The 22,744-nt window shown below is 62.2% G+C and carries 24 protein-coding genes and 1 tRNA gene; 6 read left to right on the top strand and 19 right to left on the bottom strand.

What is annotated here, in order from left to right; all coding sequences use genetic code 11:
* Positions 1-277: 277 nt before the first annotated feature.
* Positions 278-442: a hypothetical protein gene (locus B208_RS24270; RefSeq protein ID WP_007983679.1), complete on the top strand. Its 165-nt coding sequence runs from the start codon at positions 278-280 to the stop codon at positions 440-442.
* Here the strand turns inward: B208_RS24270 and trpG are convergent.
* The 4 genes from trpG to trpD are packed head-to-tail and all read right to left on the bottom strand — an operon-like array spanning position 415 to position 4,338.
* On the bottom strand, positions 415-1,035 hold the full coding sequence (gene trpG, locus B208_RS0107680; RefSeq protein WP_007983682.1) for an anthranilate synthase component II: 621 nt from the start codon (positions 1,033-1,035) through the stop codon (positions 415-417). The two genes, B208_RS24270 and trpG, sit on opposite strands and share 28 nt — an antisense overlap.
* Positions 1,032-2,702 carry an anthranilate synthase component I gene (gene trpE / locus B208_RS0107685; protein ID WP_007983684.1) on the bottom strand — a complete coding sequence of 557 codons (1,671 nt, stop codon included), beginning with the start codon at positions 2,700-2,702 and terminating at the stop codon, positions 1,032-1,034. The genes trpG and trpE overlap by 4 nt, the downstream gene beginning before the upstream one ends.
* Entirely contained in the window at positions 2,699-3,337 is a 639-nt protein-coding gene (locus B208_RS0107690; protein ID WP_007983686.1) for a phosphoribosylanthranilate isomerase, read from the bottom strand. Before B208_RS0107690 ends, trpE begins: the two co-directional genes overlap by 4 nt.
* Complete coding sequence (gene trpD, locus B208_RS0107695; RefSeq protein ID WP_007983687.1) at positions 3,334-4,338, bottom strand: anthranilate phosphoribosyltransferase; 1,005 nt, start codon at positions 4,336-4,338, stop codon at positions 3,334-3,336. Before trpD ends, B208_RS0107690 begins: the two co-directional genes overlap by 4 nt.
* Positions 4,339-4,503: 165 nt before the next feature.
* Between trpD and B208_RS0107700 the strand changes: the two genes are divergently transcribed.
* Positions 4,504-4,577, top strand: a tRNA-Val gene (locus tag B208_RS0107700).
* 401 nt (positions 4,578-4,978) lie between these two features.
* Here B208_RS0107700 and B208_RS0107705 read toward each other — a convergent pair.
* The 6 genes from B208_RS0107705 to B208_RS0107730 all read right to left on the bottom strand — a co-directional run bounded on the left by B208_RS0107705 (position 4,979) and on the right by B208_RS0107730 (position 7,682).
* The gene (locus B208_RS0107705; protein ID WP_007983689.1) at positions 4,979-5,455 is read right to left on the bottom strand and encodes a hypothetical protein; all 477 of its coding nucleotides are present in this window, start codon (positions 5,453-5,455) and stop codon (positions 4,979-4,981) included.
* A 207-nt stretch (positions 5,456-5,662) separates the two neighbouring features.
* Entirely contained in the window at positions 5,663-5,815 is a 153-nt protein-coding gene (locus B208_RS23790) for a hypothetical protein (protein ID WP_154652473.1), read from the bottom strand.
* 168 nt (positions 5,816-5,983) lie between these two features.
* Positions 5,984-6,166 carry a hypothetical protein gene (locus B208_RS0107710; RefSeq protein ID WP_007983691.1) on the bottom strand — a complete coding sequence of 61 codons (183 nt, stop codon included), beginning with the start codon at positions 6,164-6,166 and terminating at the stop codon, positions 5,984-5,986.
* A gap of 1 nt (position 6,167) precedes the next feature.
* Positions 6,168-6,308 (bottom strand): hypothetical protein, encoded by a 141-nt coding sequence (locus B208_RS24275; RefSeq protein ID WP_007983692.1) that lies wholly within the window; start codon positions 6,306-6,308, stop codon positions 6,168-6,170.
* Positions 6,309-6,536: 228 nt separating this feature from the next.
* The gene (locus B208_RS0107725; RefSeq protein ID WP_007983696.1) at positions 6,537-7,205 is read right to left on the bottom strand and encodes a DUF7344 domain-containing protein; all 669 of its coding nucleotides are present in this window, start codon (positions 7,203-7,205) and stop codon (positions 6,537-6,539) included.
* Positions 7,206-7,379: 174 nt separating this feature from the next.
* On the bottom strand, positions 7,380-7,682 hold the full coding sequence (locus tag B208_RS0107730; RefSeq protein WP_007983697.1) for a lycopene cyclase domain-containing protein: 303 nt from the start codon (positions 7,680-7,682) through the stop codon (positions 7,380-7,382).
* 94 nt (positions 7,683-7,776) lie between these two features.
* Between B208_RS0107730 and B208_RS0107735 the strand changes: the two genes are divergently transcribed.
* Entirely contained in the window at positions 7,777-8,919 is a 1,143-nt protein-coding gene (locus B208_RS0107735) for a CBS domain-containing protein (protein ID WP_007983699.1), read from the top strand.
* 98 nt (positions 8,920-9,017) lie between these two features.
* Here B208_RS0107735 and radB read toward each other — a convergent pair whose 3' ends face one another.
* Positions 9,018-9,716 (bottom strand): DNA repair and recombination protein RadB, encoded by a 699-nt coding sequence (gene radB, locus B208_RS0107740; RefSeq protein ID WP_007983701.1) that lies wholly within the window; start codon positions 9,714-9,716, stop codon positions 9,018-9,020.
* An 88-nt stretch (positions 9,717-9,804) separates the two neighbouring features.
* On the opposite strand from radB, the gene B208_RS0107745 reads away from it, so the two are divergent.
* Positions 9,805-10,533: a RuvC family protein gene (locus B208_RS0107745; RefSeq protein WP_007983703.1), complete on the top strand. Its 729-nt coding sequence runs from the start codon at positions 9,805-9,807 to the stop codon at positions 10,531-10,533.
* A gap of 9 nt (positions 10,534-10,542) precedes the next feature.
* On the opposite strand, the gene B208_RS0107750 is transcribed toward B208_RS0107745, so the two are convergent.
* On the bottom strand, positions 10,543-10,767 hold the full coding sequence (locus B208_RS0107750; RefSeq protein WP_232423749.1) for a hypothetical protein: 225 nt from the start codon (positions 10,765-10,767) through the stop codon (positions 10,543-10,545).
* Between the two features lie 25 nt (positions 10,768-10,792).
* The gene (larC, locus tag B208_RS0107755) at positions 10,793-12,211 is read right to left on the bottom strand and encodes a nickel pincer cofactor biosynthesis protein LarC (protein ID WP_007983708.1); all 1,419 of its coding nucleotides are present in this window, start codon (positions 12,209-12,211) and stop codon (positions 10,793-10,795) included.
* Positions 12,212-12,410: 199 nt separating this feature from the next.
* Between larC and B208_RS0107760 the strand changes: the two genes are divergently transcribed.
* Positions 12,411-14,633, top strand: a complete 2,223-nt coding sequence (locus tag B208_RS0107760) for a CDC48 family AAA ATPase (RefSeq protein ID WP_007983710.1) — start codon at positions 12,411-12,413, stop codon at positions 14,631-14,633.
* A 952-nt stretch (positions 14,634-15,585) separates the two neighbouring features.
* Here B208_RS0107760 and phoU read toward each other — a convergent pair.
* From phoU to B208_RS0107785, 5 genes are read right to left on the bottom strand one after another with little or no spacing between them, the layout of a single operon-like run.
* A complete protein-coding gene (phoU, locus tag B208_RS0107765) occupies positions 15,586-16,263 on the bottom strand; it encodes a phosphate signaling complex protein PhoU (RefSeq protein ID WP_007983712.1) in 678 nt (225 codons plus the stop codon).
* A 6-nt stretch (positions 16,264-16,269) separates the two neighbouring features.
* Entirely contained in the window at positions 16,270-17,178 is a 909-nt protein-coding gene (gene pstB, locus B208_RS0107770; protein WP_007983714.1) for a phosphate ABC transporter ATP-binding protein PstB, read from the bottom strand.
* Positions 17,175-18,722, bottom strand: coding sequence for a phosphate ABC transporter permease PstA (gene pstA / locus B208_RS0107775; protein WP_007983716.1), 1,548 nt, complete (start codon positions 18,720-18,722; stop codon positions 17,175-17,177). Before pstA ends, pstB begins: the two co-directional genes overlap by 4 nt.
* Positions 18,719-19,783, bottom strand: coding sequence for a phosphate ABC transporter permease subunit PstC (gene pstC / locus B208_RS0107780; RefSeq protein WP_007983717.1), 1,065 nt, complete (start codon positions 19,781-19,783; stop codon positions 18,719-18,721). Before pstC ends, pstA begins: the two co-directional genes overlap by 4 nt.
* Before the next feature lie 14 nt (positions 19,784-19,797).
* Positions 19,798-20,910 (bottom strand): PstS family phosphate ABC transporter substrate-binding protein, encoded by a 1,113-nt coding sequence (locus tag B208_RS0107785; RefSeq protein WP_007983719.1) that lies wholly within the window; start codon positions 20,908-20,910, stop codon positions 19,798-19,800.
* A 322-nt stretch (positions 20,911-21,232) separates the two neighbouring features.
* On the opposite strand from B208_RS0107785, the gene B208_RS0107790 reads away from it, so the two are divergent.
* Positions 21,233-22,228 carry a phosphate signaling complex PhoU family protein gene (locus B208_RS0107790; protein WP_007983721.1) on the top strand — a complete coding sequence of 332 codons (996 nt, stop codon included), beginning with the start codon at positions 21,233-21,235 and terminating at the stop codon, positions 22,226-22,228.
* A 128-nt stretch (positions 22,229-22,356) separates the two neighbouring features.
* Here the strand turns inward: B208_RS0107790 and B208_RS0107795 are convergent, their stop codons facing one another.
* Positions 22,357-22,734 (bottom strand): 30S ribosomal protein S8e, encoded by a 378-nt coding sequence (locus tag B208_RS0107795; RefSeq protein WP_007983723.1) that lies wholly within the window; start codon positions 22,732-22,734, stop codon positions 22,357-22,359.
* Positions 22,735-22,744: the final 10 nt, after the last annotated feature.

The following is a 22,744-nucleotide window of genomic DNA, read 5'->3' on the forward strand; positions in this document are numbered from 1 at the left end:
ATTCGTGACGAAGAATCCATTTACCCCAACCCCAATTAAGTTTACTTTCTTTATTTCAAGTGTAGTTGGATAGTGATGCCTCTGCGAATTTTCTTCGGCCTATCCACTAGTAAGGCGCGGAGGAATATAAGAGTGTTCAGACCGGAGCGAAAGTGACCGGAATGCCGAACATTCCCGCGGTAATGTCCCGTTACTCGGGTCACGTCGGCCGATTTTCGGTCGCTCGGGAATCGACACCACCGATACGTTTACGATTCAGTAGGGAGTCATTTCTCGCATGCTTCCCCTCGCCATCGAACCCGTCGGAATCGTGGTGGCCGTTATCGCGGTCATCCTCCTCATCGCCGCCATCCGATTCGCCATCAGCATCCTCTTTCGCGTCGTCATCGTCGGCGTCCTCGTTGCCGCCGCACTCTACGCGGCGGGCGTACTGACGATATAAGACGCGAAGAAGTTCCCAATTAGCTCCCGGCCGCACGCCGTGAGAACGCTCTCGGGGTGGAACTGCACGCACTCGATGGGGTACTCGCGGTGGCGAATCCCCATCACGAGTTCCGTCCCGTCGTGGGTCGTCGTCGCGCTCACCTCGAACGGGTCGGGGACGCTCGTCGTCACGAGCGAGTGGTACCGTCCGGCCCGGAAGCCCTGCTCGATTCCCTCGAAAACCCCCTTCTCGTCGTGTTCGACGGGGAACGCCTTGCCGTGAACCGGTTCGGGTGCCCTCCCGATTTCACCGCCGTACTCGTGGATCGCGGCTTCCAGTCCGAGACAGACGCCGAGCGTCGGGATGTCGGACGAGAGTTCGCGGAGCACGGCCGCCGTGACACCCACGTCGCGCTCGTTCGCGGGATGGCCCGGCCCCGGACTGATGACGATGGCGTCGGGGTCGAAGTCGCGGATGTCGTCCAGCGAGGCCGTGTTCTTGACGACTTTCGTCTCGAACGCCGCGCCGCTGGCCCGGAGCGCGTCCTCGGTGTACTCCACGAGGTTGTACGTGAACGAATCGTAGTTGTCCACGAACAGCACGCGAGTCATTTCGGCACCTCCGCGAGTTCCGTCTCCGGCGGTTGTTCGAGGGCCTCCAGCGCGGCGAGCACGCCGCCCATCTTCTGTTCGGTCTCCTCGAACTCGGCGGTCGGGTCGCTGTCGGCGACGATTCCCGCCCCCGCCTGCACCGTGATTTCGTCCGTCGGTCCGTGCGAGACGGTCGCCGTCCTGATGGCGATGGCGAAGTCGGCGTCGCCCGTCCACGAGACGTAACCGACGCCGCCGCCGTAGACGCCGCGGGGGGTCCGTTCGAGGTCGTCGATTATCTCCATCGCCCTGATTTTGGGTGCTCCCGTCAGCGTCCCCGCGGGGAACGAGGCGCGCACCGCGTCGAAGGCGTCGCGGTTCTCGGCCAGCGTTCCCGTCACGGTGCTCTCGATGTGCTGGACGTGGCTGTATTTGATGACGTTCATGAACTCCTCGACGCGGACGCTCCCCGACTCGGCGACCCGGCGCACGTCGTTTCGCGCCAAATCGACGAGCATGGCGTGTTCCGAGCGCTCCTTTTCGTCGGCGAGGAGTTCGCCCGCGAGACGGCGGTCCTCCATCGGACTCCCGCCGCGGGGGCAGGTTCCGGCGATTGGGTTCGAGACGATTTCGCCGTCCTGTACCGACACCAGCGTCTCTGGACTCGCGCCGACGATGCTCAAATCGTCGTGGCCGAGGAGGTACATGTACGGCGATGGGTTCACGTCCCGAAGCGCCGCGTACAGCGCCCGCGAGTCGATGTCGGCCTCGACGGTCCGCTTGCGCGAGATGACGCCCTGGTAGATGTCGCCCGCCGCGACGTGTTCGTTCGCCCGCTTCACGGCCTCCTCGTACTCCGCTTGCGGCCCGGCCGTCCCGTCCGTCGGGTCGTACTCGCCGAACGACGGCTGGTTCGCCGCTTCGAGGAGCTCGGCGACGCGCTCGCGCTCCGCGACCAGCTCGTCGTAGCGGTCGTCGATGTCATCGTCCGACGACACGAGCGGCGTAAACACGAGCGAGAGCGTCCCTTCCACGTGGTCGAAGACGAGGGTCTTCGTGCTCAGGACGAACTGCGCGTCGGGCAGGTCGGTTTCGGGACGGTCGATACCCTGTTCGTCCAACCAGAGGTCGTAGACGGCGTTGTAAGCGAGGAATCCGACCAGCCCGCCACAGAACCCTTCGCCGTCCGGGAACCCGCGACGCGGTGCGTCAGGGAGCGTCTCGCGGAGCGCGTCGAGGACGTCACGGTCGGCGTGGGGGTCGCCGCCCGTCCGGTTCGGTCCCTCGTCCAACCGGTTCGACTCCCACTCGTCGTTCAACACTTCCACGCGGGTTTCGCCCGGGGCGACGGAAATCACCGCGGCGGGGTCGTAGCCGACGAAGGAGTAGCGCGCCCGGCTCGTCTGGGCGGACCTCGACCCGTCGTTCCGTTCGGCGTCGAACGCGCCGGAAGGGTCGCTGGAGGCGATTTTGTCCGCGCTTTCGAGGAGGAAATCGTACTTTTCCCCGCCGAGAACCGAATACGCCGCCAGCGGGTCGATGGACACGTCGAGGTCGGTAGAGACGTAGACGACCGCGCCGTCGTGATTTCCGTCTCCGTCGTTCCTATCGTCGCCGCCGTTGCTATCGGTGCCGTCGTTATCATCGTGGCCACTGGTCGCCAGCGTTTCGAACTCGTCCCGGTTCATCGTTGGAGAACCGCCCGTTGGCGCTGTTTCGCGTTCGTGATGAAGGACTCGACGGCGTCGGGGTCCTTTCGCCCGCCGGTCGATTCGACGCCGCTGGCCACGTCCACGGCGAAGGGTTCGACCGCCCGAACCGCGTCCGCGACGTTCTCCGGGGTCAGTCCCCCGGCCAGCAGGACCGGCGAGGAGAGCGATTCGGTCAACTCCCGTGCACGGTCCCAGTCGTGGGTCTCGCCGGTGCCGCCGGTTTCCGCGGCGTCGAGCAACAGCGCGTCGGCCACGCTGTCGTACCGCTCCGGGCGGTCGGTCGACGGGTCGATGGAACAGACCACGTTCGCGTCCACGTTCGCCGTGAGGTACGCGAGGTCGCCCACGCTGGTCCCGTGGACCTGTACGATGTCGGGTTCGACGAGTTCGGCGATTTCGACGGTTCGCTCCGTCGTCTCGGGCATCGTTACGAGGACAGTCGAGACGAACGGCGGGACTTCGCGGGCGAGTTCGGCGGCCCGAGTGGGGGGTATCTCGCGCGGCGAATCGACCGGCACGTCCACCAGCAGGCCGATGGCGTCGGCCCCGGCATCGACGGCGGCCGCGAGGTCGTCCTCGTCCGTCAGGCCGCAGATTTTCACGCGCGTCATGCCGACAGCGCCCCCGTCATGGCCGACAGTTGCTCGCCAGCGCGTCCCGAGTCGATGGCGTTTCGGGCCTGTTCGACGCCATCCGCGAGCGAATCCGCCTGCCCGGAGACGTAAATCGCGGCCCCGGCGTTCGCCAGCACGATGTCCCGCTTGGCCCCGCCGACGGTTCCCTCCACGATTCCTTCGAGGTCCCGCGCGTTCTCGGCGGGTGTGCCGCCCGAGACGGCGGACACGTCGTGTTCCTCGACGCCGAGGTCGGTCGGGGAGAGCGCGTACTCCTCGATGGTTCCGCCTTCGACTTCGGCGACCGTCGTCTCGCCGTGGACCGCGATTTCGTCCATGCCGGAGCCGTGGACGACGAGCGCGTGGGAGACGTCCATGTGGGAGAGGGCGCGGGCCAGAACGGGAACGAGGTCGGGGTCGTAGACGCCGACGACTTGCGCGTCCGCCCCGGCGGGGTTCGTCAGCGGTCCGAGGACGTTGAACACGGTGCGCATGCCGAGTTCCTTGCGCGGGCCGATGACGGCCTTCATCGCGGGGTGGAACACGGGCGCGAGCATGAAGCCGATTCCCTGCTCCTCGATGGCGCGCTCGACCGCGGGCGGTTCGGAATCCACGACGACGCCCACCTCGTCGAGCACGTCGGCGCTCCCGGACGAGGAGGAGACGGAGTAGTTGCCGTGTTTTGCCACCGGAACGCCCGCGCCGCTGGCGACGATGGCCGAGGTGGTCGAGACGTTGATGGTGTCGTAGTCGTCGCCGCCGGTGCCGCAGGTGTCCACCAGCGGCGTCCGGTCGGGCGAAATCGTCCGCGCCGCCCCGCGCATCCCCTGCGCGAAACCGGCGATTTCGGCCTCCGTCTCCCCCTTGGCCCGCAATCCGGTGAGGAGCGCGCCGATTTGAGCCTCCGTTGCCCCGTCGAAGACGGCCGTCGCCGCCTCCCGTGCTTGCGATATCGTGAGGTCCTGCCCGTCGGTGACGAGTTCGATGTAATCCTGCATAGTGGAACACCAATGAACGTGTTTGGGTTGTAATGAACACATACGTACATCAACTTAAAGCTGTCGTCGGGAGGGTCATGAATAAAACCGAGGGACGGAGGCGCGTTTCGAAACATTCAATTACCCTTGCGGGTAACTGATGAATGCGTTCAAACGAAGCCGACTGGGTTTGTGGTCTAGTTGGTTATGACACCTCCTTGACATGGAGGAGGCCGGCAGTTCAAATCTGCCCAAACCCATACTTTTCCGCGCTACCAACCGACGAGCGTAGCGAGTCGCGGTAGCGCGGAAAATCTTCTTTGGCAGATTTGAACCAGACGAGACGAAAGCCCGCGGAGCGCAACGAAGTGGAGCGAGCAGGAACGTCTCGGCGAGGTTCAAATCTGCCCAAACCCTATTCAAACACCTACGGACCTACTCTTTCAGCGGTTGCTGTCGAAGCAACGAATCCGAGTCGGACCGTGATGCTTCGGGGTTAAATCCGTGTGTTTTCGCCACAGTATTGTACATATAACACATTATCACAGCGAGAGCGTGGCGAGACACGACACTCACACCGACCCCAGCGACCGAGCGTTGGGACTCCGAACAATCGATAGCTCCGGGGTAAAAACGTGGTCGAATCGCGGTTTTCGGTCGGTCAGAACAGGTTGAGCGGATTCAGCATATCCACGAACTGGAGAACGCTGTCCTGCGTGTACTTCGTGACATCGACGATGAGATACTCCGTTTCGACGATGAGTTCCTCGGTGTAGACGATGCGGTCCGCCATCTCGCCGATACGGTCCGCCATCTGCCCGATCTGGTCTTCGGTGTACAGCACGCCGTCGAGGCTTTCGAGGTACAGCACTTCGCCGGTCTCGGAGAGGACCATCACGACGTCATCGACCTGACAGCACTGGCTGTAGTTCTGGAACAGGTAGTACGTGCTACCATCCGGCAGGTCCGCGTAGATGAGCGATTCGCCGAGATACGTCTTCGCGTACGAAATCGTCGTGTCCGGCGCGAGTTCGATGTCGTAACTGTCCTGCGCGGACGCAGGAGTGGTGGCGACGGCGGCGGCTCCGCCAGCGAGTGCAACAGCACCGAGCTTCGAGAGGTACGTTCTGCGTTGCATGGTTGTTGGATACCCAATGGACCATTTCGGTATTGGGCTGTATTGTGGACATTGCACAATAACGCTGTTAAGCCTGTCGAAACTCGACGGCCGTCCGTGAGCGGAGAACAGAAATAGAGCGTTGACTGCTTCGCTCTCCACCCGACGACGAGGAATTCGGGTGACGAGGCCATTTCGGCAAAAAATAAACTCGACTCGCGGAACGTCCTACACCGGAATCCGGTGGCCGCACGGCCACACCCGCATGTACTCGGGGTCCGTGACCGTTATCATCGAGACCCGCTCGTCACAGCGCGGGCAGGTTTTCGGGAGCGGTCGCTGAGCGGTACTCTTTTCTTGCGCAGAATCATTTGTGAACATGCTTCGAGTCCGTCGAAGCAAGCAGGGTCGGAGCTTCCACCTCCGGCCGTTTGGCAAAACCCTGTTGCTTCGTCCGACGTATCACGTCCCGGTGAGTTAATTCTATTGGTCCTGAATGAATCGAAAATCGACAGGTACGCGAACGAGCGGCGGGAATCTTGATACCGGCTAGCCTTCGGAATAGCCGAGGTACAGTTGCGGGACGATGACGGCCACGAGAATCACGGCGGCCCCACCGGCCCACGCGGGGACGTCGAACCAGTAGTCGTTGACCACCCGGAGCGCCCCCAGCGTCACCGGCAGGGCGACGAGGATGGCGAACAGGATGACCTTGTTTTCGTGGGACACCATGTCAGCGTGCGACGGGCGCACCCTCTCGGACGCCGCGCTTGTGGACCTCGCGCATCAGGCCGCCGCCGATGGCTCCGAAGGCGATGGGGTCGAGGAGGTTCGGACGACTTGAGAACCCGCCGTCTTTTATCAGGTGCGACATGCTCGGATTTTTCACGCCTGTCGGTATCTACTTTGTGAAAATGATGAGCGTGTTGAAACAGAACCTATTCGACGATACCGACGGCACTCACGGGGAGTCTACCGCGCGGTAACGAGAGTTTCGAGAAATCGTCGGGACTGGTTACGCGATTTCCGATTTCGATAGTCGGTCGCCGTCGGTCTTCCGTCGCCCGTCGAAGAGCGGAGAAGAAAGGAGAAACGGACCCCCCTAGTCGTCCACGATTTCCGGTGCTTGCTCGCCGGTCGTCGGCGCGCGTCGTGCGTCGTAGGTGTGCGCTACGGCGACGATGGTGAACGCGACGACGACGAGGAGCGCGAGTCCGATGTCGCCGATTCCCGCGAGGGGCGGGATTTCGAGCCACGCCGCGGTAAGGAGTGCGAATCCGATGGCCGCGATGCCGAGGTATCGCTTGCACCACGAGATGTCGTCCCGCGTGTTCGTTTCGAGATACGGGTCGAGTTGCTCGGCCGCCGTGGAGAGTTCTACGATACCCCTGTTTTGGTTATAATCCACGATTCCTGCGTCGTCGAGTTTCGGGAGGTGGGATTGGTAAAGCGCGGTGTAGACTCGTTTTCGCTCGGCCGCCGAAATCGCGCCGACGGTGGTTTCGTTCTCCCACGCGGCGACCTGCTCCGCAAGGTCGCTCAACTGGACGGTTTCGTCCGCCTGCTTCAGGTAGTGCAGGGCGTACCGTCGTCGCTGATTTTTCAATACGTCGAAGACCATATCGCGGGAGAGCGGCGTCGCGCGTTCGTCGTTCGAGCGATTCGAATCGAGGATATCCGAGACCTGTTTCGCAACCGTCGAGTCCGCCTCGCTTGTTTCGTTACCGGTGTCGCTGTCCCCGGTGCCGGAGGAATCACCGATTGTGCTCATTACTATGCCACCCCTTGCTCGTAACCCAGCATGGATTCGAACATTGCCGGGTTTGTTCTTTGTTATTCACCATTTACCAGCCGTAAACGACCGGTTACGGACGACGAGAAATGAATTTTACCTCGCCGCCGTCATGCGGTAATCGCCAGTTACTGGCGGTTTTTCGGCGACCTCTCAGCGACGGTGCAGGTTCTCGTGAATCCCCAGCACGAGTGCGGGGACGACGACCATGAAAATGTGCTCTTCGAGGGGGATACCGACCAGTTCGATGCCCGTTCGAAGTGGAATGGCGAACACGCCGATAGTAAGGGTGTACCAATCCCAGACGTAGGCCAACGGATACAGAACGAGGATGGTTTTCCCGGCGCGCGTGAGGGCGTCCGCTCGAACGAGCAACCACAGCGCGAACGAGCCGAACACCAGTTCGCTGACAATGTACGTGTAGGGACCGAACACCGCGCCGATGTCAGGGAGCACGGTCGGTCTACGACGCGTAGTGCAAAAAAATCCCGTCAAAATGCCTATTCCGCGACAAAGTTCAAGACGGGTGGCCTCGTCATTCTAAATGCCGATGGATATCTCTAACATTGCGACCACCGATTACTTCGAAATCGAAGCGGAAGAGCGACTGGGCAAAGCCCGCTCGATGTTCGAAGAGGAGAACCCGAAAGGAATCGTGGTCACCGAAGCGGGCACGTACAACGGTGTCATCACCCAGAAACAACTCCTCCAATCCCATATCGAGGACCAGACGAAGGTGGCGACGCTGACGAAACCCGCGCCGAAGGTAAACCGTACCGACGACGTGCGTGACGTCGCCCGCGCGCTCGTCGAAGGCGGGACCAAGGTCGCACCCGTCTTCGAGGACGGGCAACTGTGGGGCATCATCGACGAGGACATCATCCTCGAAGGCGTCCTCGAAAATCTGGACGCCCTCACCGTTCAGCAGATTTACACCGAGAACCCAGTCACGATTCCGGAGGACGCGACGCTCGGACGCGTCATCAATCTCATGCGCGAGCACAGCATCTCCCGGCTTCCGGTCGTGAACGAAAACGGCTACCTCACCGGGATGGTCACGACTCACGACATCGTGGATTTCGTCACCCGGAACATGGACAAACCGACGACGGGCGAGCGGATGGGCGACAGCGACCGGATGCTCGACCTGCCGGTGTACGACGTGATGAACAACCCCGTCGAAACCATCTCGCTCACCGACACCGTGGAGGATGCGGTGGAACGCATGTTCGAGAAAGACTACGCCGGACTGGTCGTCACGGCCGAGGACGACGACCGCGTGGTCGGCGGCGTCCTCACGAAGACCGACGTGCTTCGCGCCCTCACCTACACCGAAGAGGACCACATGGACGTCCAGATAACGAACATCGACCTGCTCGACACCATCTCCCGACAGGACATCCGTGAGGGCGTCGAGGATATCACGGACAAGTATCAGGACATGCAGGTGCGCCACGCGCACGTGCGATTCCACGAGCACAAGGAGAAACTCCGCGGAACGCCGCTCATCCAGTGTAAAATCCGCCTCCGCACCAACCGCGGACAGGTCGCCGGAACCGGCGAAGGCTACGGTTCCGAACAGGCGTTCAACGTCGCCCGCGACGTGTTGGAGCGCAACGTCCTCGAACTGAAGGGCGTCCAGAGCGACCGCGAGTACGAAGGCCAACTGCTCCGAAAACTCAACGAACTGTAACCGCACGACTCGCGTCGTTCGGTCCGCCGACCCGCTGTCGTTCACCGCGATTTTTCTGTTTCACCGGCAAGTCCCGGCTCTCGGTCGATTCCGTCGTCTCAAACGCTTTCCTGTGCGCCTTCGAGTCCCGTATCCGTGATTCGGAACTGAGTGCGGCCGCCAGCGGGTTTCGACCGGTGCTTTTCGAGGGTCGCCCGGCGATTACCGCCGCGGAAGCGGTCCACGCGGAGGACGACACCCGTCCAGTGTTCGAGCGTATGCCCTCCGAGCGGCCGCGTTCCGTCCGAATCCGGGTCGGTGTACACCTGATTCGTCAGCAGAACAGCGATGTCGTGTTTGCGCGCGAGCGAAAGCAGGTGCGTCACTTGGCGGGCGACCCCGCGAAGCGCCTCGCCGCCCTCTCGGTCGTCGCCGCGTTCGAGGCGGTAAAATCCGGTCGCGCTGTCGAGGACAACGAGGTCCGCCCGTTCCGCGAACTCGGAGACGTCCTTGACTGCCTCCTGCTGTTCTCCGAAATCGAGGGCCTCCTTGATGACGATTCGGGAGGCAACTTCGTCCACGTCGTCCGCGCGCGCGGCGGCGATCTGTTCGAAGCGGTCGATGGACAGCCCCTCGGTGTCGATGTACACCACGGTACCGCCATCCCGTGCGGTCTCGACCGTGGCACCCAGCGCGACGTTCGTCTTCCCGGCGGCGGGCGGGCCGTACACCTGTGTCACGGTTCCGCGCTCCAAGCCGCCCCCGAGCAAGTCGTCCACCGGCGGGCACCCTGTCGTCAGTTTCTCGGCGTCGGTCACATGCCGGGCTTGGCGCTTCTCACGCAAAAGGTTCCGGTTTTTCGGGGAGACCGAGCCGACTTTATTCCACCCGATCGAAGGGAGCGTAGTGACAATCGTCGTTGCGACCGAGGACTTCGAAGTGTACCACGACGTGGTGGGCGAACTCCGCGACAGGGGCGTCCGGTTCACGACGGTCGAACCGGACGGCGAACTCCCCGACGGCGCTCGAATCGTCATTCGCGGTGCGGACGACGACATCGCCACCGACCTACCCGTGGTCGTCGCCGACCCGAACCGTCCCCGAAAAGCGGTCGAGGAAGCGTTGGGGCTGCTCCGCGGCGAGAACGGCCGCACCGTCATCGGCATCGACCCCGGAACGCGACCCGGAATCGCCGTGCTCTCGGGCGACATGGTGGTCGCGTCGTTCCACGTCCCCATCGCTGACGCCGCGGACGTGGTTCGGGAGGAGGCGAAGGACGCCATCGACCCCGTGGTTCGAATCGGCGACGGCGCGCGACTTCAGGGGTCGCAACTCATCCGCGAACTCGAAGACGTGCGGGTCGAACTCGTGGACGAAACCGGGACGACGCCGTACCTCGGCACCGGCGCCCGCGGCATGGGCGACGTGCTCGCGGCGGTCAACATCGCACGGTTGGAGGGCGAAATCGTGGAGGAGCGCGAAATCGAACCGACGGCGGGCGAACTCGGCGTCATCAAACGCCGGTCGCGCGAACGGTCGGCCGACAACCGCGAAATCGACGAGGAACTCGCCCGGCGGGTCGCCGCCGGGGAGTTGACCATCGAGGAGGCGCTGGCGAAACACCGCGAGGAATGACCCGGGCGGTCATAGCTCGACCAGAACCGTGTACTGATGCGACTCGTCCTTCGGACACTGGAGGTGTTCTTCCTTCACGATGGTTCCCGAGAGCAGTTGCTTGCCGATTTTCTGGAATCTATCGACCTCGACGTGTCCCTTCTCTCGGGCGATGACCTCGCTTTCGGGGTCGGTTTCGAACTCGTCCATGCCGTCACATCCCTCGTACGGACACTGGACGCGCACACGAGCCATACTTCGAACGAGGACCTATCGTCGGTTATAGGTTTTCGTGAATCGTCCCTTCCGCCCGCCGCATAACCTCACCAACCGCGAGTCCGGTTTCCGTCGCCACGGCCAGCGCGTCGTCGAACTCCGCGCTCACGTCGTAGACCGTCCCGGACTCGTCGCGGGCGACTTTGACCGACACGTCGAATTCCCCTCCGTCTAACTCCTCTCCGTCTATTTCCAGCGTCGCCGTCTCGAACTCCCGGTGGGCAATCCAGCGGTGGCGGACACCCGTCTCGCGGACGCCCAGCGTCCCGGTCTCCTCGGCGAGTTTCCGGGCGACCCGTTCTGCGTCCTCGGGTTTGACGACGACCTTCACGACGTGCCCCGGTCGGGCCTTCTTCATCGTCGCGGGGAGAATCGAGACATCGCGTGCGCCTGCGTCCGCGAGGATTTCTTGAAGCCCGCCAAGCACCTCCGGCGGGGCGTCGTCCAGATTGGTTTCGAGGACGGTGATGTCGTCGCGCACGAGACCACCGCTCGACTCACCGGCGAGGACGCGCAACACGTTCGGATGGTCGGGGAAATCGTGGCCGCCAGCGCCGTATCCAGAGCCGTCGACGTTCAGCGTCGGAAGCGTTTCGACGCCATCGGCGAAGTGGGCCAAAATCGCGGCACCGGTCGGCGTGAGCAGTTCCGCTTCGACGGGGCCGCCGGACAGCGACCAGTCCGCACCCGCCGCGATTTCCACGACCGCCGGTGCGGGTATCGGGAACGTTCCGTGGCTCATGCCGACTTCGCCGCCGCCGGTCGCCAGGGGCGTCGTCACGATTCGGTCGGCGTCGAGGTCGGCGAACAGCAGGGACGCGCCGACGATATCCGCGATCGCGTCGTCGGTCCCGACCTCGTGGAAGTGGGTCGAATCGAGGTCGGTGTCGTGGACGCTCGCCTCCGCCTCGCCGAGAATTCGAAAGACGGCTTTGGCGTCGCGTTCGATAGGGACGTCGAGACCCATGGATTCGAGCACGTCGATGACCTCGCGGTAGGTCCGGGCCGGACCGGAACCCTCGGCATGCTGGTGGTTGTGGTGATGGTTGTGGTCGTGCTGGTGTGTGTGCTCATCGTGGCCGTGATGGCCGTCGTCGTCATCGTGGTCGTGTTCGTGGTCGCCGTCGTCCCCGTGATGGTGGTCGCCGTGGTCGTGTATCTCCCCGTTTCCGTGGTGCTGGTCGTGACCGTCGTCGCGTGCGTTGTCGTCCCCGTCTTCCGATTCGTCCCCACCGTCGGTCAGAAGAACGGCGACGCTCGTCGCTGAAATCCCGTTTTTGACGACGGTTTCGACCTCGTACTCCACGTCGAGGGCGTCTTCGACCGGTTCCAGCGCGTCCCGATTCGCTCCCGCGTCGAGCAGCGCTCCGAGAATCATATCGCCGCTGGCCCCCATTCGGCCGTCGAACGCAAGCGTTCTCATACGTCGTTCCTGTTCCGAGACGCGAAAACCCCTGCGGTCGTGTCGCCACCACTATCCCTTTGTACTGCCCCCACGTATTGACGGTCATCGCACGCGGGCACCATCCATCGCTATCGGCGACGTGGCTAAACCTCCCGGTAGCACAGGACTTATGCCCCGCGAACTATCATCCACAACTATCCCCCGTGACTGAACAATCATGAACGAAGTGCAACTGGAGGTGGCGAAGGCGTATCCGAACGATTCGGGACGCGGCATCGCCCGTCTCGACCCGGATACGCTCTTGCATCTGAAGCTGAGCCCCGGAGATATAATCGAGATAGAAGGAGGCGATACGACCGCCGCGAAAGTCTGGCGTGCCGACCGGCAGGACTGGAACACCGATACGGTACGTATCGACGGGTTCACCCGCCAAAACGCCGACGTCGGTATCGGCGAACGCGTCGAAATCCGCAAAGCGGAGGCCGACAAGGCCGACAAACTGGTCCTCGCACCGCCGGAAGAAGCGAGCGTCCAGTTCGGCAGCGACGCCGCCGGAATGGTCAAGCGACAGATCCTGAAGCGGCCGGTCGTCGAGCGCGACATCGTGCCCGTCATGTCGAGCACGAACCACCCGTTCATGCGGTCGCCGGGACAGGCAATCCCGCTCATCGCGGTCGAAACCGACCCGCAGGGCGTCTGTCTCATTACCGAGGACACGGAAGTCGAGTTGCGCGAAGAGCCGATTTCCGGCTTCGAGAAGACCGGCGGCGGCATCACCTACGAGGACATCGGCGGCCTCCAGAACGAAATCCAACGCGTGCGGGAGATGGTCGAACTCCCGATGAAGCACCCGCAGATATTCCAGAAGCTCGGCATCGAGCCGCCACAGGGTGTTCTCCTGCACGGCCCGCCGGGGACCGGGAAGACGCTGTTGGCGAAAGCGGTCGCCAACGAAACCAGCGCGAGTTTCTTCTCCATCGCTGGTCCGGAAATCATCTCGAAATACTACGGGGAATCCGAACAGCAACTCCGTGAAATCTTCGAGGACGCCGCCGAGGAGTCTCCCTCCATCATCTTCATCGACGAACTCGACTCCATCGCGCCGAAACGCGAGGACGTGACCGGCGAAGTCGAACGCCGCGTCGTCGCCCAGTTGTTGACGATGATGGACGGCCTCGAAGCGCGCGGACAGGTCATCGTCATCGCCGCGACGAACCGCGTCGATTCGGTGGACCCGGCGCTCCGCCGCCCCGGCCGCTTCGACCGCGAAATCGAAATCGGCGTGCCGGACGAAGAAGGCCGCACGGAAATTCTGCAGATACACACGCGCGGGATGCCGCTCTCGGACGACGTGAACCTCCCCGGCCTGTCGAACGACACGCACGGCTTCGTCGGAGCCGACATCGAGAGCCTGACGAAGGAAGCCGCGATGAAGGCGCTCCGGCGCTACCTGCCGGAAATCGACCTCGACGAGGAGTCCATCCCGCCGTCGCTAATCGACCGGATGATCGTCAAGCGCGAGGACTTCCGCGGCGCGCTGAACGAGGTCGAACCCTCGGCGATGCGCGAGGTGCTGGTCGAACTCCCGAAGGTGTCGTGGGACGACGTGGGCGGCCTCGAAGACGCCAAGAGTCAAGTCAAAGAGAGCGTCGAATGGCCGCTCTCCTCGCCCGAGAAGTTCGAGCGCATGGGCATCGAACCGCCGTCCGGCGTCCTGCTCTACGGGCCGCCCGGAACCGGGAAGACGCTCATGGCGAAGGCGGTCGCCAACGAGACGAACGCCAACTTCATCAGCGTGCGCGGCCCACAACTGCTGTCGAAGTGGGTCGGCGAGTCGGAGAAGGCCATCCGGCAGACGTTCCGCAAGGCGCGGCAGGTCAGCCCGACGGTCATCTTCTTCGACGAACTCGACAGCCTCGCCCCCGGTCGGGGACAGGAAGTCGGGAGCAACGTCTCGGAGCGCGTCGTCAACCAGCTCCTCACCGAACTCGACGGGTTGGAGGACAAGGGCGACGTGATGGTCATCGGCGCGACCAACCGCCCGGACATGATCGACCCGGCGCTCATCCGCTCCGGTCGCTTCGACCGCCTCGTCATGATCGGCCAACCCGACGAGGAGGGCCGCGAGCAGATCCTCAAGATTCACACCGAGGACAGCCCGCTCGCGCCCGACGTGAGCCTCCGCGAACTCGCGGAGATGACCGACGGCTACGTCGGCAGCGACTTGGAATCCATCGCCCGCGAGGCCGCAATCGAGGCCCTGCGCGAGGACGACGACGCGGAGGAAGTCGAGATGCGACACTTCCGCGCCGCGATGGAGAGCGTCCGCGCCACCGTCACGGAAGACCTCCTCGACTACTACGCCGACATGGAACAGGAGTTCAAGGGCGGTTCGTCCGGCCCACAGCGCCAGACCGGCGGCCGCATCGGTTTCCAATAGAACCTTTTACGACGGTCGCGGTCAGAGACGACGACTTCTGTCGTCGTCTCTGACGGCTCCCTGTAAAAGGTTCATCAAAAGCACGGCGCTCCTCCCGTTGGTCGTCGCTTGGCCCGCTCACTTGGCTCACGGCTACGCCGTTCGCCTCGTTCGCGGTGAGAATGCTAGCGACCGACGGCTGTATCCCTGCTGATTCTGGGATATTTGCTTCGCTATCCGCTTAGTTACCACAGGAATCCGTTTCGTTCGACGGCATGTCAAATAGTCCGCCTTGACGAATACGGATGGTCACGGAAAAACAATCTCCTTGCCGATTCTTCGCTGGAAACCGATGTTCGTACCAGTCGGTCCGGTCATCGACTCGCGCCGCGACGGCGTATTTACCCGCCGTGGACATCCATTCCTCCTGTATGACCGGTGCCGGATTTTCACGAGTTCCGAACTCTGAACCCTCGTCAAGAGCGTAGTCTGCGGTATGAACTCGCTCACCGTCCCGAGAAATTCGAACGTGAACTGTGTGTGGGGATTCATCGAGATTGAGCAGTATCAGTTCCGCGAGACGCGTCGTTTCGGGTCGAGCGAGCGCCGAACAACCGCTCAATCCACCGACCACACCACCTGCGGAGAGCACACTAACCTGTCGGAGGAGGGACCGTCGGGACGGGGATTTCATGCACTGATTCCGTAGTAATCAAACAAATATTTTGTCTATAGTGGTTCCCAGAACGGAAGAGCAAACGAGTCAACCACCGAAAATCGGCCAGCGACAAAACCGCGGAGGCCAGCGCCCTCTCCGGAAAATCTCCGATTTCCGGGCCGAGGAACCCTCGGAGGCGCGTCTTCGACGCGCCGAAGGGGGTGACGCTGTGCTTTTGGTGCAGATTTTTCCAGGGAGACGGACGAAGCCAGCGCGATTCGCGCTGGCTTCGTTTCTCGACCGCAGAAAAAGGTGCTAGTATATTAGCTCGTCGTCGTTCTCGACCATGTAGAACGTGCGGGCGGCGATGTTGACGGCGTGGTCGCCGATGCGTTCGAGGTCGCGGATGGTGAGGAGGAGGCGCGAAACGTCCTGCAGCAGTCGCTCGATTTCCGCTTCCGTGTTCTCTTCGAGTTCGGTCTCGATGAGGTCGCGGACGACGAGGGCGCTGGCACGCTCACAGAGGTTGTCCAGGTCCTCGTCGCGGTCGGCGACGGCGTAGCAGTCCTCGGAATTCTCCTCGGCGTAGGCGTCCATCGTGACTTCGAGCATGTCGAGCGTGAGGGTGCCCAGCTCCTGAATATCGACCTCGGGGAACACGTCGTGGTCCGCTTCGAGCGTGTACTCGCCGAGGTTGACGGCGAGGTCGGCGATGCGTTCGAGGTCGGTGATGATCTTGAACGACGCCGCGATCATTCGGAGGTCGGTTGCGACCGGTTGCTGGAGCGCGAACAGGTCGATACAGTCCTTTTCGAGCGAGAGGTAGAGTTCGTTCACCTCGTCGTCGCCCTCGATGACTTCGTGGGCGAGTTCGCGGTCCTTCTGCTCCAGGGCGTTGAGACCGAGCCGGAGGCGTTCCATCACGACCTCGCTCATGTAGAGGACGTTCTCTCGAAGGTCTTCGAGTTGCGTCTGATAGTCTTCTCGTGGCATAGATTGTTATCCGAACTTCCCCGTAATGTAATCTTCGACGCGTTGACTCTCGGGGTTCTCGAAGATTTTGTCCGTGTTGTCGTACTCGACGAGTTCGCCACCCGTGAGGAACACCGCGGTCTGGTCGGAGATGCGGGCCGCCTGCTGCATGCTGTGGGTGACGATGACGACGGTGTACTCCTCGGCGAGGTCCTGAATCAAGTCCTCGATCTTCGAGGTGGCGATGGGGTCGAGCGCGCTCGCCGGTTCGTCCATCAGGATGACTTCCGGTTCGACCGACAGACAGCGGGCGATACAGAGGCGCTGTTGTTGACCGCCGGAGAGACCGAGCGCGTTGTCGTCGAGGCGGTCGTTCACCTCGTCCCAAATCGCGGCCTGTTTCAGACAGCGCTCGACGAGTTCTTCTTCCTCCTCGCTGTCGTCGCGCCCGAGCAATCGGGCGAGCAGGCCAGTGTCGAGTTCGCCGTGCTTTCGCGGCCCGTAGGCGATGTTGTCCCGGATGGACTTCGGGAACGGGTTCGGTTGCTGGAACACCATCCCGATTCGCTTGCGGAGTTCGACGAGGTTCACGTCGTCGTCGTAGATGTTCTGCCCGTGGAACTCGATGTTTCCGTCGACTCGGGCGGCCTTGATGCGGTCGTTCATCCGGTTGAGACACCGGAGGAACGTGGATTTACCGCACCCGGACGGCCCGATGAGGGCGGTCACGCTCTTTTCGGGGATGTCCATCGAAACGGACTGAATCGCCTGCTCGTCGCCGTAGTAGACGTCCAAGTCTTCCACCGACAACGCTGGCTGTCCGTCGAAGTCGTACTCGACCCAATCGGCGCGAATCCGCTCCTCGGTTTCGCCCTTGGTCGTTTGCGACCCGGAACTGTTCTGCTCTGAATCCATCTCCTTGATTGTCTCGCTCATTGTTGAAGTTTCCTCCTGAAGTAGATGCGCATCGCAATGCCAACCACGTAGAACGACATCACCACGATGAGCAGGACGAGTGCCGTCGCCCATCCGACCGATTCGGGCGCGGAGACACCCGCCGTGATGACTGCAAACAGTTGATACGGAAGCGCGCTCGCGGGTTGCAACAGCGCGTCGTTGACGACGAACGGTGGCGTCGCCTGCAGCGTGAACGACGATAGAACCTTCGGCGCTTCCGACGGGAACGGGTCCTGCACGAGGATAAGCAAGATAGGTGCCGTCTCCCCGGCAATTCGACCGACGCCGAGGATGACGCCCGTGAGGACGCCCGGTATCGCCGCCGGAAGGACGACGCTCTTGATGGTTTCCCACTGGTTCACCCCGAGCGCGGCGCTCGCATCCCGGTACTCGTCGGGGACGTTCTGCAGCGACTCCCGGCTGGTGATGAGCACCAGCGGGAGGAGCATCGCGCCCAAAACGACCTGCCCAGCCAGCAGCGACGGTGTATTTCCGAGTCGAGGGACGAGGAACGCGTACCCGAACAGGCCGAAGATGATGCTCGGCGTGCTCCACAGACCGTTCGTTGCGATTTCGACTATCGACGTGAATCGGCCCTGTTCCGCGTACTCGGTCAGGTACACCGCCGCACCGACTCCAAGCGGGACGGCGAAGCAAATCGCACCGATGACGAGCCAGATGGTCCCGACGACGGCGGGGAAGATGCCGTTGATGTCGTACTGCAACCCATTTCCGTTCGTGATGAACGGAATCGCCGGCGGCCATAGGGTGGCCCCTTTCAGCATCGGGTCGAGTCCCTTCTGGACGATGAACAGGATGATTCGCGCGAGGATGAACAGGAGAATGGCGGTGTTGATGCTGATGAGCACGTACGCGCCGAACTCGCGGCCGCGGGCACCGAAGCCGCGGTAGGCGGCTGCCGAAGACCACGCGGTCAACAGCCCGCCGAACAGGCCGAGTATTGCGATGGCGATGAATCCCGGAAACGTCGCCGAGAAGCCCTCGGGCGTCCACGACCATCCCGAGCCGATGACGCCGGTCAACACGACGAGGCCGAAGACGAGTTCGAAGATACCGACCGGAACCGTGACGCCGATGTCCTCGCGGAGAAGCAGGGTTCCGACGAAGACGGCGACACCGGCGACGAGTGCGGCGGGAATCCACGCGAACCATCCCAGTCCGAACGTCTGGGAAACGACCAGACCGGAGATGACGGCCGCAATCGAGCCATCGATGAACGCGACGACGCTACTGACGCTCGGACTCGGCGTCGTATCGACCGACCCTTGCCACGAGAGAGCGCCGAGGGCGAACAACGACAACGCGATGACGACGTGAAGACCGCCGAAGACGGTCGCCACGCTGACTCCCGCCACCGTCGTGGTCAATGACACCCACTGGAAGAGGAGCGCCCCTCCCAGCAGAATCATGCCGAGTGCGAGCACGAACGGTACGGTTGCAAGTTGCCCGAGAACACCGGTCTCGGTGACGATTTCACTGTCCTGTGAGTACGCTTCGCTCATTGTTCACCTCCCAGTTTCCGCGCCATGCGGCGTTCGATGGCCTGTGACACGATACTGAGCGTCAGGACGATGACGAACAACACGACACCGGCGGCGAACAGCGCGCTGAGTTGGGTCGGTCGCCCGATTGCCACGCCGGATTGGCTGGCGATGGCGGACGTGAGCGTAATGGTGTTCCCGAACACGTCGTACAGCGGGTCGGGAAGTCGAGTCACGTTCCCGAGAATGACGGTTGCGGCCATCGTCTCGCCGACGGCACGACCGACGCCGAGGATGACGGCCGCCGAAATTCCCGATATGGCGGCCGGAAGCGTGACGCTCTTCGTCGTTTGCCAGTCAGTCGCGCCGAGGCCGACCGACCCGCTCTTCATCGAGTTGGGGACGGCGGTCAGCGAGTCCTCCGCGACGGACACGACCGTCGGGAGCGCCATGAATCCGATCATGACTCCGACCAAGAACAGGCTTCCGCTGGTCGGCAACAAGAGTTCGTTCGACAGGTACGGGTTGAGGACCATGAAGCCGATGAATCCGTACACGATGGACGGGATACCGGCGAGCAGTTCGATAGCCGGTTTCGTCACTTCCCGAACCATGTCGGACGCGAGTTCGCTGATGAAGATTGCGCCCGCGATACCGAGCGGTGCGGAGACGAGCGTCGCTATGATGGTCGTCACGAGCGTCCCCCACATCATCGTCAGGAGTCCGTACCGGTTCGTGGACGTCCGCCAGACGGTGTCGGTAACGATGGAGAGTCCCATCTTCCGGACGACCGGAACGGATTGGATGAACAGATAGGCGGTGATGAGGCCCAGGATGATAACCGTCGAAACAGTCGTCAGCAGCGACAGCGCTCGGGCCGTTTCCGCCTGATACGTGACCCATCCGTACACGACGACGGCGATGAACGCCGCGAGCGGGAAGGCCACGTACGTCGGTGCCGCGATGAACGCGGTAAACGCGGCAACGAGCGATAGCGCACCCACGGCGGCCGCGATTTGGGCCGGTGTCTCAAGTTCATCGACCGAGCGTCGAACCGCCGAAAAACTGGGTGCGTCAACCATAAATTATCGAGTGGTTAGTTGGTCGTCTCAGGGAGTTTTGAAAGTTCCTCTTTGCGTCGGCTGTCCGAGAGCGTCGCATACCCGGCCGGGTCGACGAACTGACCTTGACCGAATTCGGTGAGGATCATTCGGAGGAACGCGGCTTCCTTCTTCGAGGTCCCCTCGTACGTGTAGCAGTGAAGGTCACGCGAGAGCGGGTATCCCTTGTCGGAGAGGTTCTTGCCGGGTTCGTAGGTCGTTCCGTCGAAGTTGAGCGCGATGGCGGGAACGTCCTTCGAGACGAACGCGAGCGCCATGTACGCGATGGCGTTGTTGGCGTTGCCGACCGCCTTTGCGACCTCCTGGTTCTCGCCTTTACGGATATCGACGCCGGGCATCTTGGCGTCGCCGCTGCCGAGCATGTTCGCGCGGAACGACGTGTCCGTCCCCGAACCGACGGAGCGGCCGATGGCCTGAACTTCCATGTCCTTACCGGTGTAGCCGTCGACTTCGCTCCACTTCTTGATCTTGCCCGTGTAGATTTTGCGAACGGTGTCGGCTTTCAGTTTCTTGACGCCGTTCTCGTAGAGATACTTGCTGACGACGATGGGCTGGGCGTCCACGCCGACGACGTGGTTCTTGAACTTCTCGAGTTCGGACTTGCTAGCGTCGAGTTCGGCGTCGACCGGCGCGCTGGCGTCACCGATGTCGACCTGTCCCTTCTGAAGCTTCGTCAGACCCACACCGGAGTGGCTCAGACCGATGCTGACGTTGAACGGGGGCTGACCGTCTTTGCCCGCCTCGAAGCCGTATTTGCTCGCCCAGTAGTCGGCGAGGTTCTTGTCGGTACTGATGCCGTACTTCTCCTGCGGCCAGTACTCCTTGTCGTCCGCCGGTGGGTTGTAGCCCCAGACGGACGCCGCCTTGTTCGTGATGGGGTACACCGTCGAGGAACCTCCCGCCGTGAGGGCCCCGGACGAGTCGTTTCCGCCGTTGTTGCCGGTGTCATCGTTGTTCCCACCGTCGCCGTCCGTGGTTTCCCCGCTCGATCCGTTGTCTGTACATCCAGCGAGCGCGAGTGCACTCGAAGTTCCCGCTGCCACGAGGAATTTCCGCCGCGAAACGCCGCTTGACGACTTACCTGACATACACTGCAATCCATGAACAGAACGTAATAATACGTTGCTATTATTTCTATATATCTCTACGTTTGCTACTATTCTACGGATGCATATGATTCTCACACGACCGTCTTAGATGCCCTATTCCGGCGAATTCAGCAGTTTCGATGAGAGCTCGCCGTTTGTACTACGTATGTATTCTATAATTTTGCCGTTCCAAGATGTTGAAAACATATCTTGAGGGAAACGGTTCGATGGAATACCATATTATGTACGGAAATAATCTCTGTTCCGAACGAGTATATAGAGATAGTTGGATTTATAGTCTCGGCCGAACCAACCTGTCGGTATGGAGACGCGCAAAGTTCAGGTGACGGGCGGTTCGACGTACACCGTTTCGCTTCCGAAGTCGTGGGCGACGGATAACGGCGTTGAAGCCGGAAGCGTCGTGGAGTTCTATCCCGAGTCCGACTCGCTGTTGCTCACGCCGAAAAACGACCGCGGACAGCTGGAGGGGTCCATCGACATCACGAACCTGAAGGACGAGGAACTCAGACGCGCGGTGTTCACGATGTACGTGAGCGGGTTCGATATCATCACGTTGGAGGCGAGCCGCATCACGACCGAACAGCGCCGCACCATCAGCGCGGCGACCCAGAGCCTCGTCGGTCTCGAAGTCCTCGAAGAGACCGGGAACAAGGTCGTCATTCAGGACCTGCTCGACTCCTCGGAACTGTCGATTCACAACGCGGTCACGCGCATGCGTCTCATCGCCCTCTCGATGTTGGACGACGCCATCACCGCCATCGCGGAGAACGACGACGACATCGCGCGCGACGTCATCGAGCGCGACGAGGACGTCGACCGACTCTGGTTCGTCGTCTCGCGCATCTTCCGCGCGACGCTCCGCACGGCGAAGGCGACCGAGGAACTCGGTATGTCCCGCGAGGTGTGTTTCGACTACCATTCGAGCGCCCGCCAGCTCGAACGCATCGCCGACCACGCCGCCAAAATCGGCCAGCTCACGCTCCAGTTGCCCGAGGTCGATGAGGACGTCATCGAGAGCTACGAGGCGCTTCACGAGGATTCGACCGCGGTCATCGACAAGGCGATGGACGCGCTGCTCATGGACGACAGCGAGAAAGCCACCGAATTGGCGAACGAGGCGCGCGAGTCCATCCTCGACATCGACGAGCACGCGCGCGCGATAGACAAACTCCTACGAAAACAGGACCCACAGCAGGCCCAACTGCTCGGCCTCGTCGTGGACTCGTTGTCCCGGTGTGCCGACTACGGCGGCAACATCGCCGAGACGGCATTGCAGAAGGCCGCACCGCGACCCTGAGGGTGGAGAAAAATCGAACTCTCGCTGAACCCGAGCCGAGACTGGTTCTGACCGCGGACGTTTCCGGGCGAAACATGTAGAGCAGTGCCGCCGCTCGGCGGTTCGCGAATCGAAAAAATCGACGCCGATTATTCGTCGTCGAGGAGAACTGCGTTGACCTGACCGGTCTGGCCGGGACGCGAGGTCACGCGAGCCTTGCCCTCGTCCGTGACGATGATGGCGCCCTTCGTGATGATGTTTCGGCGGGCGTAGTTCGGGTTCGCGCCGTTTTCGAGCACGTCCTGAATCGTCGCGCTGACCGTCTCGCCGTCGGTGGTCACGTTGGCGACGTCGGTCGTGAGCGCGCGAATCTTCGAGTTGCGGCCACGGGCGTCCGTGGTGCGGTAGCGCGGTTCTCCGACCTGCGTTTCGGTGGGTTCACGGCCGAGTTGGTGTTTCTTTTTCTTGTCGAGGGGCTTCAGTCGTCCACCCGTTCGCTTTCGCGTGGAGCGTCCTTGGTCTTTCATATCGGGAAAG

Origin of the sequence: Haladaptatus paucihalophilus DX253, from assembly GCF_000376445.1 — an archaeon.
GTDB lineage: Archaea > Halobacteriota > Halobacteria > Halobacteriales > Haladaptataceae > Haladaptatus > Haladaptatus paucihalophilus.